This is a genomic window from Vreelandella gomseomensis (assembly GCF_031451645.1).
In the GTDB taxonomy this organism is placed as follows: Bacteria; Pseudomonadota; Gammaproteobacteria; order Pseudomonadales; family Halomonadaceae; genus Vreelandella; species Vreelandella gomseomensis.
Genome location: NZ_JARWAI010000006.1, coordinates 160,816 through 172,371, shown reverse-complemented (window position 1 = coordinate 172,371; position 11,556 = coordinate 160,816). Strand labels below are relative to the sequence as shown.

Below are 11,556 nucleotides of genomic sequence, written 5' to 3'. Positions count from 1 at the left end.
CTTTTATGAAGCCCTTGTCTTGCCGGTTTTGCGACCGGCAAGACTTGACGGCGACCAGGGTCAGCCATTAGAATGCGCAGCCTTTAACAGTGGGGTGGGTACGCCCGCAGCCGCTGAAAGGCCAAGGCAACCATTGGAGTCAGCTAAACACCATGGCAACGATTAATCAGCTAGTGCGCAAGCCGCGCAAGCGCCCCGTCACCAAGAGTGACGTGCCTGCGCTTCAGGCTTGTCCGCAAAAGCGCGGTGTATGTACGCGCGTTTACACCACTACCCCCAAGAAGCCTAACTCGGCGTTGCGTAAGGTTTGCCGTGTGCGCCTGACCAACGGTTTCGAGGTGTCTTCCTACATCGGTGGTGAAGGTCACAACCTCCAGGAGCACTCTGTTGTGCTGATTCGCGGCGGTCGAGTCAAGGATTTGCCGGGTGTGCGTTATCACACCGTTCGCGGCGCTCTTGACACCTCCGGCGTACAGAATCGTAAGCAGGGTCGTTCCAAGTACGGTACCAAGCGTCCGAAGTCTTAAGTCGACGCTGGTCGCGGTCGCCTAGGCGGCAGACGTACGAAACATTTATCACGCATATGATGGTCTGATAAGAGTAAGGTCGGGCGGTGGCTGATGAAAAACCGCTGCGAGTCCCGAGTTTACCTGAAGGATCCTTAAATTGAGGGCTTATCATGCCTAGAAGAAGAGTTGTAGCCAAGCGCGAGATTCTGCCGGATCCCAAGTTCGGAAGTGAGCGCCTGGCCAAGTTCATGAACCACCTGATGTTCAGCGGCAAGAAGTCCATAGCTGAGCGCATCGTGTATGGTGCGTTGGACAAGGTTGCCGAGCGTAGTAAAGAAGAGCCGCTGGAGATCTTCGACAAGGCGCTGGAAGCTATCCAGCCGATGGTCGAGGTCAAGTCGCGCCGTGTGGGTGGCGCGACCTATCAGGTGCCGGTTGAAGTACGTCCGTCACGCCGCCAGGCGCTTGCCATGCGCTGGCTGGTGGACGCGGCGCGTCGTCGCGGTGAGAAAACGATGGTTCAGCGTCTTGCTGGCGAAATGCTGGATGCCGCTGAAGGCAAGGGTTCTGCCGTCAAGAAGCGCGAAGACGTGCATCGGATGGCAGAAGCCAACAAGGCCTTCTCGCACTACCGTTTCTAAGGTCGCGTTGCTGGCTGCGGTTGCGATGTCGCAGGGTTGTTATTAGTCGATTCGCAACACACCGCCGCTATCTTGAGGGGTGGCGGCGGTGGCATAAGCAAGCACGCACCGTCAGATTCACGAGCATCGCCAACAAACGGGAGTTTCACCGTGGCTCGCAAGACACCACTTAATCGCTATCGCAATATCGGTATCGTCGCTCACGTTGACGCGGGTAAAACCACGACAACCGAGCGGGTACTGTTCTACACCGGCCTTTCCCACAAAGTGGGCGAGGTGCACGACGGTGCAGCGACCATGGACTGGATGGAGCAGGAGCAGGAGCGTGGCATCACAATCACCTCCGCTGCGACGACTTGCTTCTGGCAGGGCATGAACAAGCAGTTCCCCGAGCACCGCATCAATATCATCGACACCCCGGGGCACGTCGACTTCACCATCGAAGTCGAACGTTCCCTGCGTGTGCTTGATGGTGCGGTGGTCGTGCTGTGCGGCTCGTCCGGCGTCCAGCCGCAGACCGAGACCGTATGGCGCCAGGCCAATAAGTACGAAGTGCCGCGTATGGTCTTCGTCAACAAGATGGACCGTACCGGTGCCGACTACTTCATGGTCGTCAACCAGTTGAAAGAGCGCCTGGGCGCCAATGCCGTACCCATTCAGATCAACTGGGGCACGGAAGAAAACTTCAAGGGCGTTATCGACCTTATCCAGATGAAGGGCATCCTTTGGGACGAAGAAAACAAGGGCATGAATTATGACCTGGTTGATATTCCCGAAGACCTTCAGGAAACCGCCGAAACTTACCGCGAGCAGATGATCGAAGCCGCCGCGGAAGGTTCCGACGAGCTGATGGACAAGTATCTTGAAGGTGGTGAGTTGACCACCGAAGAGATCAAGGCAGGTCTGCGCGCGCGCACCCTGGCTAACGAAATCGTCCTGATCACCTGTGGCTCGGCGTTCAAGAACAAGGGCGTTCAGGCGGTACTGGACTGTGTTATCGAGTACATGCCGTCGCCCACCGAAGTCAAGGCGATCGAAGGCGAGCTTGACGACAAGGACGGCACCGTCGATACCCGCGAAGCGGATGACAACCAGCCGTTTGCTGCCCTGGCGTTCAAGATTGCCACCGACCCCTTCGTCGGTACCCTGACGTTCATTCGCGTCTATTCGGGCGTGTTGAATTCGGGTGATGGGGTATACAACTCGGTCAAGAGCAAGAAAGAGCGCGTGGGTCGTATCGTTCAGATGCACTCCAATTCGCGCGAAGAGATCAAGGAAGTGCGCGCCGGCGATATCGCTGCCTGTATCGGTCTGAAAGATGTCACCACGGGCGATACCCTGTGCGACATCAACAACAAGATCGTACTGGAGCGCATGGAGTTCCCGGATCCGGTTATCTCGGTAGCCGTTGAGCCGAAGTCCAAAGCCGATCAGGAGAAGATGGGTGTTGCCCTGGGCAAACTGGCTCAGGAGGATCCGTCCTTCCAGGTGAAAACCGACGAAGAGACTGGTCAGACCATCATTTCCGGTATGGGTGAGCTTCACCTCGATATCCTCGTTGACCGCATGCGTCGCGAGTTCAAGGTTGAGGCGAACATCGGTAAGCCGCAGGTGGCCTACCGTGAAACGATCCGCGGCAGCGTCGAGCAGGAAGGCAAGTTCGTACGCCAGTCCGGTGGTCGTGGTCAATACGGTCACGTAGTGATGCGTATCGAACCGCTAACCTATGACGAGAAGGGCGAAGGGGATGACGAGATCTTCTTCAAGTTCAACTCGGAAATCGTGGGTGGTGTCGTTCCCAAGGAATACATCCCGGCGGTAGAGAAAGGGGCTTACGAGCAGCTGCAGAACGGCGTCATTGCGGGCTACCCGATGATTGACGTTAAAGTGACGCTGTTTGATGGTTCCTACCATGACGTGGACTCCAACGAGACCGCGTTCAAGATTGCTTCTTCTATGGCAGTAAAAGAAGGTGCCAGGAAGGCCAAGGCCGTGCTGCTGGAGCCGGTGATGAAGGTCGAGGTCGTGACCCCCGAAGAGTTTATGGGTGACGTCATGGGCGACCTGAACCGTCGTCGCGGCCTGGTGCAGGGTATGGATGATTCCTCTTCGGGCAAGATCATCCGTGCAACGGTGCCGCTGGGTGAGATGTTCGGTTATGCAACCGATCTGCGCTCACAGACCCAGGGCCGTGCGAGCTACTCTATGGAGTTCGCGAAGTACGAGGAGGCGCCCTCCAGCGTCGTTGAAGCCGTCATCAACCAAAACGGTTAACCGTTAGCTAACGTAAAGAGGTTATAGCAGTGGCTAAGGAAAAATTTGAACGTTCCAAACCGCATATCAACGTCGGCACCATCGGTCACGTCGACCATGGTAAAACGACCCTGACTGCGGCCTTGACCCGTGTATCTGCTGAAGTATTCGGTGGTGACTGGAGCGAGTTCGACGCCATCGACAATGCTCCGGAAGAGCGTGAGCGCGGTATTACAATCGCTACCTCGCACGTTGAGTACCAGTCCGAGACGCGTCACTACGCGCACGTCGACTGCCCGGGGCACGCTGACTACGTCAAGAACATGATCACCGGTGCCGCGCAGATGGACGGCGCGATCCTGGTATGTTCTGCCGCAGACGGCCCGATGCCGCAGACGCGCGAGCACATCCTGCTGTCTCGTCAGGTCGGCGTTCCGTTTATCGTCGTGTTCCTGAACAAAGCGGACATGGTCGATGACGAAGAGCTGCTTGAGCTGGTCGAAATGGAAGTTCGCGAACTTCTCGACCAGTACGACTTCCCGGGTGACGACACGCCGATCATCACCGGTTCTGCGCTGATGGCGCTGAACGGCGAAGACGAAAAAGGCATGGGTACTACCGCCGTCGCTAACCTGATCAAGGCGCTGGACGAGTACATCCCCGAGCCGGAGCGTGCGATTGATCAGCCGTTCCTGATGCCGATCGAAGACGTGTTCTCCATCTCTGGTCGTGGTACCGTTGTGACCGGTCGTGTCGAGCGCGGCATCATCAAGGCGGGTGAAGAAGTCGAAATCGTCGGTATCAAAGATACCGTCAAGACCACCGTTACCGGCGTTGAAATGTTCCGCAAGCTGCTCGACGAAGGTCGTGCAGGCGAGAACGTTGGTGCCCTGCTGCGTGGTACCAAGCGCGATGACGTTGAGCGTGGTCAGGTTCTGGCCAAAACCGGCACCATCACACCGCACACCGTCTTTGAAGCGGAAGTCTACGTGCTGTCCAAAGAAGAAGGCGGTCGTCACACGCCGTTCTTCAAAGGCTACCGTCCGCAGTTCTACTTCCGTACCACTGACATCACCGGTACCTGTGAACTGCCGGAAGGCGTCGAGATGGTCATGCCGGGCGACAACGTCAAGATGGTTGTTACCCTGATCGCTCCGGTCGCCATGGATGACGGCCTGCGCTTCGCAATTCGTGAAGGCGGTCGTACCGTCGGCGCTGGCGTTGTGGCCAAGATCATTCAGTAAGCTGAATCGCTGAATGAGAAAGGGGGCTCGAGAGAGCCCCCTTTTCTGCGCACCCTTGGCAAATGTTTGACATGTGCTTTTGGCGTGCCTATAATGCGCATCCTTTGAATGCGTGGGTAGACGGCTCGCGCCGTCGACATCCATTGGAGTTTAGGGCAAATGCAGAACCAAAAGATTCGCATTCGGTTGAAAGCGTTCGACCATCGCCTGATCGATCAGTCCACAGCGGAGATCGTTGAAACCGCTAAGCGTACTGGTGCTCAGGTTCGTGGTCCGATTCCGCTTCCGACCAACCGCGAGCGCTACACCATTCTGATCTCGCCGCACGTCAATAAAGATGCGCGTGACCAGTATGAGATTCGTACGCACAAGCGTGTGCTCGACATCGTTGAGCCAACCGAGAAAACCGTTGACGCGCTGATGAAGCTCGATCTCGCCGCAGGCGTAGACGTGCAAATCAAGCTCGACTAACCACACTAGACACTTGCGGCCCAGCGCTCACCGCTTCGTTAGTGAGCAGCAGCCGCCGCGCCGTGAGGCGCCACACAATGTGCTAGTGGAATGCTCTGGAAAGGGCAGCCATAGCGGGTGATAGCCCCGTACACTATAGGAGAACTGAGAATGACTATCGGTTTAGTCGGTAAAAAGGCCGGGATGACCCGTGTCTTTACCGAAGACGGTGCATCTGTGCCCGTAACCGTTATTGAAGTTGATCCTAACCGTGTTACACGCGTCAAGTCTGTCGAATCCGACGGCTACGCGGCGGTTCAGGTCACAACTGGCTCTCGCAAGGCCAAACACCTCAGCAAAGCCCAGGCGGGTCAATTTGCTAAAGCGGGTGTTGAGGCTGGTCGTTCACTGATGGAGTTTCGTCTGGAAGAAGGCGAAGAGGCTCCAGAAGTCGGCGGCGAACTCACCGTATCCCTCTTTGAAGCTGGTCAGATGATCGACGTGACCGGCACCTCCAAGGGTAAAGGTTTCCAGGGTGCCGTTAAGCGCTGGAACTTCCGTACCCAAGACAACAGCCATGGTAACTCCCTGTCGCATCGCGCGCCGGGTTCTATCGGCATGTGTCAGACACCGGGTCGTGTATTCAAAGGCAAAAAGATGGCCGGACAGATGGGTAACGCCCGCTGCACCGTGCAGAGCCTTGAGATCGTCCGTGTCGACGCCGAGCGTAACCTGCTGCTGATCAAGGGCGCCGTGCCGGGTGCAACCGGCAGTGACGTTATCGTTCGCAGCGCCGTGAAAGCTGGCTGAAGGGGATAATTACCAATGAATCTGAATCTTGCTGCAGGCGCGGGTACCGTTGAAGTAGCCGACGCCACCTTTGGCAAAGAATTCAACGAAGCGCTGGTTCACCAGGTCGTCACTGCCTATCTGGCCGGTGGTCGTCAGGGCACCCGCGCTCAAAAGAACCGTTCCGACGTCCGTGGCGGTGGTAAAAAGCCGTGGCGTCAGAAAGGCACCGGCCGTGCACGTGCCGGTACTATCCGCTCTCCGCTCTGGCGTAGCGGCGGTGTCACCTTCGCGGCACGTCCGCAAGACTACACCCAGAAGGTGAACCGCAAGATGTACCGCGCTGCCATGCGCTCCATTTTGTCGGAGCTGGTGCGTCAAGAGCGTCTGGTCGCGGTTGAAGAGTTCAACGTCGAAGCGCCGAAAACCAAGCAGGTCGCTGCCAAGCTGAAAGAGCTCAACCTTGAAAAAGTGTTGATCGTCACTGAGAACGTCGACGAAAAGCTCTATCTAGCCGCACGCAACCTTCCCCACGTAGACGTGGTGGACGTTGCGGCCGCTGACCCGGTGAGCCTGGTTGCCTTTGATAAGGTCCTGGTCACCGTCTCCGCCCTGCGTAAATTCGAGGAGAAGCTGGCATGAACCAGGAACGCGTATTCAAGGTTCTGCTTGGACCGCACGTGACCGAGAAGGCCGCGATGGCTGCCGAGCGCAACCAGTACGTCTTTAAGGTGGCGACCGATGCCACCAAGCCCGAGATCAAGAAGGCCGTTGAAGTTCTGTTCGGCAAGAAGGTCAGCGGCGTTCAGGTGCTGAACGTCAAGGGCAAGACCAAGCGTACTGCAAACGGCGTTGGCTTGCGTAAGGGTTACCGTAAAGCGTATGTGACCCTGGCTGCGGGTGAAACGCTCGAAGACTTCTCTGGCGCCGAATAAGGGCAGGAGTACGGATAATGGCAATTGTCAAGACCAAACCCACATCCGCCGGTCGTCGCCACGTCGTCAAGATCGTTGGCGAGGCACTGTACAAGGGCCGTGCGTATGCACCGCTTTTGGAAAAGCAGTCCAAGTCCGGCGGCCGGAATAATTACGGTCGCATCACCACCCGCCATGTGGGCGGTGGTCACCGTCATCACTACCGGTTGATTGACTTCAAGCGTACCAAGGATGGCATTCCCGCCACCGTTGAGCGTCTGGAGCATGACCCGAACCGCAGTGCGCACATTGCACTGCTGAAGTACGCCGATGGCGAGCGTCGTTACATCATTGCACCGAAAGGTGTCAGCGCGGGTGACGTGCTGGAATCTGGTGTCAACGCGCCCATCAAGAAAGGCAATGCCTTGCCGCTGCGCAACATCCCGCTGGGTTCTACCGTTCACGGTATCGAGCTCAAGCCGGGTAAAGGCGCGCAGATTGCTCGCAGTGCCGGTACTAGCGCTCAGCTGGTTGCGCGTGAAGGCAACTACGCCACCCTGCGTCTTCGTTCCGGCGAAATGCGCAAGATCCTGGCCGAATGCCGTGCGACCTTGGGTGAAGTGAGCAACTCCGAGCACAGCCTGCGTCAACTTGGCAAGGCCGGTGCGAAGCGCTGGAGAGGTGTGCGTCCGACTGTTCGCGGTGTCGCAATGAACCCGGTGGATCACCCGCACGGTGGTGGCGAAGGCCGCACCAGCGGTGGTCGTAACCCGGTCACCCCATGGGGTGTGCCGACCAAGGGTTATAAGACTCGCAAGAACAAGCGCACCGACAAGCTTATCGTTCGTCGCCGCAAGGCCAAGTAACAGACATTAAGGGGTAACGGCTGTGCCACGTTCACTAAAGAAAGGTCCTTTCATTGACCTTCATCTTTTGAAGAAGGTTGAGGCTGCAGTGGAAAAGAACGACCGCAAACCGATCAAGACCTGGTCGCGTCGTTCAATGATCCTGCCAAACATGGTGGGTCTGACCATCGCAGTCCACAACGGTCGCCAACACGTCCCGGTGCACGTCTCCGAGGAAATGGTTGGTCACAAGCTAGGCGAATTCGCTGCCACTCGCACTTATCGCGGGCACGTGGCGGACAAGAAAGCCAAACGGTAAGCCAAAGAGGATTGAGAGATGGAAGTCACAGCTAAGCTGCGTGGCGCCGGATTATCCGCCCAGAAGGCCCGTTTGGTGGCTGACCAGGTGCGCGGTAAACCGGTCGCCGAGGCACTCGACCTGCTGACCTTCTCACCGAAGAAGGCTGCCCAATTGGTCAAGAAAGTGCTTCAGTCCGCCATTGCAAACGCGGAAGAAAATAACGGCATGGATATTGACGAGCTGCGTGTCTCGACCATCTGCGTCGATGAGGGCATGACGCTCAAGCGTATCAAGCCGCGTGCCAAGGGGCGTGCGGATCGTATCTTGAAGCGCACCTGCCACATCACCGTCAAGGTAGCCGAGAAGTAGGAGTCGACCGATGGGTCAGAAAGTCAATCCAACAGGCATTCGACTGGGCATCGTTAAAGACCATGCTTCTGTCTGGTATGCCGAGCGCGGCGCCTATGCCGATAAGCTCAATAACGATCTCGAAGTGCGTAGCTTCCTGGAAGAGCGTCTTAAAAACGCCTCCGTTAGCCGTATTCACATCGAGCGTCCGGCGAACAACGCCCGCATCACCATTCACACGGCCCGTCCGGGCATCGTGATTGGTAAGAAAGGTGAAGATGTCGACCGTCTGCGTCGCGATCTTACCGAGATGATGGGTGTTCCCGTTCATGTGAACATCGAAGAAGTTCGCAAGCCGGAGCTGGACGCCAAGCTCGTCGCTGCCAACGTAGCGGGTCAGCTTGAGCGTCGCGTGATGTTCCGTCGCGCCATGAAGCGTGCGGTACAGAACGCAATGCGTCTTGGCGCTGGCGGCATCAAGATTCAGCTGTCAGGTCGTCTGGGTGGTGCTGAAATCGCACGTACCGAATGGTACCGCGAAGGTCGCGTTCCGCTGCACACGTTGCGTGCGGACATCGACTACGCCACTTACGAAGCTCACACCACCTACGGCGTTATCGGCGTCAAAGTGTGGATCTTCAAGGGTGAAATCCTCGGCGGTATCGAGGAAGTACGTGCCAAGGCCAAGCAACAACAGCCTTCCGGCAACGCGCCCAAGAAGAAAGGTTCCAGGTAAGGGGAGAGCGAGTCGATGTTACAGCCCAAGCGTATGAAATTCCGCAAGATGCAGAAAGGCCGCAACCGTGGTCTGGCGCATCGCGGAAGCAAGATCAGCTTCGGGGAGTACGGCCTGAAAGCTACCGGTCGCGGCCGCATTACCGCGCGCCAGATCGAAGCCGGCCGTCGTGCGATCACACGTCACGTCAAGCGTGGCGGTAAAATCTGGATCCGCGTCTTCCCTGACAAGCCGATCTCTAAAAAGCCGCTCGAAGTTCGTATGGGTAAAGGTAAAGGCTCCGTCGAGTACTGGGTAGCCCAGATCCAGCCGGGTCGGGTTCTGTACGAGATCGAGGGTGTGTCTGAAGAGCTTGCACGCGAAGCGTTTGAGCTTGCCGCACAGAAAATGCCCATATCCACCACCTTTGCGAAACGGACGGTGATGTGATGAAAGCCCAGGAAATTCGTGAAAAGTCCGCAGGAGAGCTCCATGAGCAGCTCCTCGAGCTACTCCGCGAGCAGTTCAACCTGCGCATGCAGAAGGCCACTGGCCAACTGAGCCAGACTCATCTGCTCAAGCAGGTCCGTCGGGATATTGCCCGTGTGAAGACTGTGCTCAACGAGAAGGCAGGTGATTGAGATGGCCGAAGAGAAAAAAGCACGTACGCTCACCGGCAAGGTGGTGAGCGACAAGATGGAAAAATCCATCGTCGTTATGATCGAGCGTCGTGAGCGTCACCCGATCTACGGAAAATACGTTAAGCGCTCCACCAAGCTGCACGCCCATGATGAGGCGAACCAGGCTAAGGCAGGCGATACGGTTTCCATTCAGGAGTGCCGTCCGCTTTCCAAAAAGAAGGCCTGGACGCTGGTCGAGGTGGTCGAGCAGGCCAAGGGTTAATTCATGTGCCTGTTTAACCAGTGCAGTCAGATTAGGTTTGGAGAAAACCGATGATTCAGACTCAGACAATGCTGGATGTCGCCGACAACAGCGGAGCGCGCCGGGTGCAGTGCATCAAGGTGTTGGGCGGTTCACATCGCCGTTACGCTCGTATTGGTGACATCATCAAAGTAACGGTGAAAGAAGCCATTCCGCGTGGCAAGGTCAAAAAGGGCCAGGTCATGAAAGCGGTAGTGGTTCGGACCCGTAGTGGCGTCCGTCGTAACGACGGTTCGCTGATCCGTTTCGATGGAAATGCGGCGGTTTTGTTGAATAACACCAACGAACAGCCAGTCGGTACTCGTATTTTCGGGCCGGTCACTCGTGAACTTCGTAATGAGAAGTTCATGAAGATCATTTCCTTAGCGCCTGAAGTGCTGTAAGGAGCGAGGCGGATATGCAAAAAATCAAACGTGACGATGAAGTCATCGTCATCGCCGGAAAGGATAAGGGCAAGCGTGGCACCGTGAAGCGGGTATTAGAAAACCGCTTTCTGGTGTCCGGTGTGAACATGATCAAGCGTCACACCAAGCCAAATCCCATGGCGGGAAATCAGGGCGGTATCGTCGAGCGTGAGGCTCCGATTCACGCGTCCAACGTAGCCATCTTCAATTCGGAGACCGGTAAGGCGGATCGCGTCGGCTTCCAAGTGAAGGAAGACGGTACCAAGGTACGTATCTACAAGTCGACGCAGACGCAGATCGACGCCTAACGCGAGTCGGGTAGCAAAATGGCGAACTTGAAAGAACGTTATCAAAACGAGGTCGTAGCACAGCTCACCGAGCAGTTCAGCTACGCCAACGTAATGCAGGTGCCGCGCATCACGAAAGTGACGCTCAACATGGGCATCGGCGACGCGGTCAGCGATAAAAAGCTGATCGACAATGCCATCGGCGACCTGGAGATGCTGTCCGGTCAAAAGCCGTTGGTGACCAAGGCACGCAAGTCCATCGCGGGCTTCAAGGTGCGTGAAGGTTGGCCGATCGGCATCAAGGTGACCCTGCGCGCCGAGCGCATGTGGGACTTCTTGGACCGTCTGGTCAACATCGCGATTCCCCGCGTGCGTGACTTCCGTGGTCTCAACCCGAAGTCCTTCGACGGTCGCGGCAACTACTCCATGGGTGTGCGTGAGCAGATCATCTTCCCGGAGATCGAGTATGATAAGATCGATCGTATCCGGGGGTTGGACGTCACCATCACCACTACCGCCAACACCGACGAGGAAGGTCGCGCGCTCTTATCTGCGCTGCACTTCCCGTTCAAGAAATAAGGGTTGGATCATGGCAAAGAAAAGCATGGTAGAGCGTGAGCTCAAGCGCACCAAACTGGTCGAGAAGTACGCGGCCAAACGCGCTGAGCTCAAGGCAATCATTGTGGATGTGAACGCTTCTGAGGAAGATCGCTTCGAGGCGACGCTGAAGCTGCAGCAACTGCCGCGCGACTCGAGCCCGGTACGCCAGCGTAACCGCTGCCGTATCACCGGCCGTCCGCACGGTTTTTACAACAAGTTCGGCCTCGGCCGTAACAAGCTGCGTGAAGCCGCCATGCGTGGCGACGTCCCTGGTCTGAAGAAGTCCAGCTGGTAACGCCACGTAGAATCATCAG

19 protein-coding genes are annotated in these 11,556 nt (G+C 57.0%); all 19 read left to right on the top strand.

Annotated features, from left to right (window positions below):
* The first annotated feature begins 152 nt into the window (after positions 1 to 152).
* Positions 153 to 527 (top strand): 30S ribosomal protein S12, encoded by a 375-nt coding sequence (rpsL, locus tag QC815_RS09770; protein ID WP_009098973.1) that lies wholly within the window; start codon positions 153 to 155, stop codon positions 525 to 527.
* Between the two features lie 152 nt (positions 528 to 679).
* Positions 680 to 1,150, top strand: coding sequence for a 30S ribosomal protein S7 (gene rpsG, locus QC815_RS09765; protein ID WP_027337504.1), 471 nt, complete (start codon positions 680 to 682; stop codon positions 1,148 to 1,150).
* Between the two features lie 150 nt (positions 1,151 to 1,300).
* Positions 1,301 to 3,424, top strand: coding sequence for an elongation factor G (gene fusA / locus QC815_RS09760; RefSeq protein ID WP_230447682.1), 2,124 nt, complete (start codon positions 1,301 to 1,303; stop codon positions 3,422 to 3,424).
* A gap of 29 nt (positions 3,425 to 3,453) precedes the next feature.
* Positions 3,454 to 4,647: an elongation factor Tu gene (gene tuf / locus QC815_RS09755; protein WP_230447683.1), complete on the top strand. Its 1,194-nt coding sequence runs from the start codon at positions 3,454 to 3,456 to the stop codon at positions 4,645 to 4,647.
* 159 nt (positions 4,648 to 4,806) lie between these two features.
* On the top strand, positions 4,807 to 5,118 hold the full coding sequence (rpsJ, locus tag QC815_RS09750) for a 30S ribosomal protein S10 (RefSeq protein WP_009098983.1): 312 nt from the start codon (positions 4,807 to 4,809) through the stop codon (positions 5,116 to 5,118).
* A 150-nt stretch (positions 5,119 to 5,268) separates the two neighbouring features.
* A complete protein-coding gene (gene rplC, locus QC815_RS09745) occupies positions 5,269 to 5,907 on the top strand; it encodes a 50S ribosomal protein L3 (protein WP_230447684.1) in 639 nt (212 codons plus the stop codon).
* A 15-nt stretch (positions 5,908 to 5,922) separates the two neighbouring features.
* Positions 5,923 to 6,528 (top strand): 50S ribosomal protein L4, encoded by a 606-nt coding sequence (rplD, locus tag QC815_RS09740; RefSeq protein ID WP_230447685.1) that lies wholly within the window; start codon positions 5,923 to 5,925, stop codon positions 6,526 to 6,528.
* On the top strand, positions 6,525 to 6,821 hold the full coding sequence (gene rplW, locus QC815_RS09735; protein ID WP_230447686.1) for a 50S ribosomal protein L23: 297 nt from the start codon (positions 6,525 to 6,527) through the stop codon (positions 6,819 to 6,821). Before rplD ends, rplW begins: the two co-directional genes overlap by 4 nt.
* Positions 6,822 to 6,838: 17 nt before the next feature.
* Positions 6,839 to 7,666, top strand: a complete 828-nt coding sequence (gene rplB, locus QC815_RS09730; RefSeq protein ID WP_230447687.1) for a 50S ribosomal protein L2 — start codon at positions 6,839 to 6,841, stop codon at positions 7,664 to 7,666.
* Positions 7,667 to 7,688: 22 nt separating this feature from the next.
* Positions 7,689 to 7,964: a 30S ribosomal protein S19 gene (gene rpsS / locus QC815_RS09725; RefSeq protein ID WP_027337511.1), complete on the top strand. Its 276-nt coding sequence runs from the start codon at positions 7,689 to 7,691 to the stop codon at positions 7,962 to 7,964.
* 18 nt (positions 7,965 to 7,982) lie between these two features.
* Positions 7,983 to 8,315 (top strand): 50S ribosomal protein L22, encoded by a 333-nt coding sequence (rplV, locus tag QC815_RS09720; RefSeq protein WP_027337512.1) that lies wholly within the window; start codon positions 7,983 to 7,985, stop codon positions 8,313 to 8,315.
* Positions 8,316 to 8,325: 10 nt separating this feature from the next.
* Positions 8,326 to 9,030, top strand: a complete 705-nt coding sequence (rpsC, locus tag QC815_RS09715; RefSeq protein ID WP_230447688.1) for a 30S ribosomal protein S3 — start codon at positions 8,326 to 8,328, stop codon at positions 9,028 to 9,030.
* Positions 9,031 to 9,045: 15 nt separating this feature from the next.
* Complete coding sequence (rplP, locus tag QC815_RS09710; RefSeq protein ID WP_230447689.1) at positions 9,046 to 9,459, top strand: 50S ribosomal protein L16; 414 nt, start codon at positions 9,046 to 9,048, stop codon at positions 9,457 to 9,459.
* Positions 9,459 to 9,650, top strand: coding sequence for a 50S ribosomal protein L29 (rpmC, locus tag QC815_RS09705; RefSeq protein ID WP_066318563.1), 192 nt, complete (start codon positions 9,459 to 9,461; stop codon positions 9,648 to 9,650). Before rplP ends, rpmC begins: the two co-directional genes overlap by 1 nt.
* Before the next feature lies 1 nt (position 9,651).
* On the top strand, positions 9,652 to 9,912 hold the full coding sequence (gene rpsQ / locus QC815_RS09700) for a 30S ribosomal protein S17 (RefSeq protein ID WP_027337515.1): 261 nt from the start codon (positions 9,652 to 9,654) through the stop codon (positions 9,910 to 9,912).
* A gap of 50 nt (positions 9,913 to 9,962) precedes the next feature.
* The gene (rplN, locus tag QC815_RS09695; RefSeq protein WP_066318559.1) at positions 9,963 to 10,334 is read left to right on the top strand and encodes a 50S ribosomal protein L14; all 372 of its coding nucleotides are present in this window, start codon (positions 9,963 to 9,965) and stop codon (positions 10,332 to 10,334) included.
* A 14-nt stretch (positions 10,335 to 10,348) separates the two neighbouring features.
* A complete protein-coding gene (rplX, locus tag QC815_RS09690; protein ID WP_007111996.1) occupies positions 10,349 to 10,663 on the top strand; it encodes a 50S ribosomal protein L24 in 315 nt (104 codons plus the stop codon).
* 18 nt (positions 10,664 to 10,681) lie between these two features.
* Positions 10,682 to 11,221: a 50S ribosomal protein L5 gene (gene rplE / locus QC815_RS09685; protein ID WP_230447690.1), complete on the top strand. Its 540-nt coding sequence runs from the start codon at positions 10,682 to 10,684 to the stop codon at positions 11,219 to 11,221.
* Positions 11,222 to 11,231: 10 nt separating this feature from the next.
* On the top strand, positions 11,232 to 11,537 hold the full coding sequence (gene rpsN / locus QC815_RS09680; protein WP_027337517.1) for a 30S ribosomal protein S14: 306 nt from the start codon (positions 11,232 to 11,234) through the stop codon (positions 11,535 to 11,537).
* Positions 11,538 to 11,556: the final 19 nt, after the last annotated feature.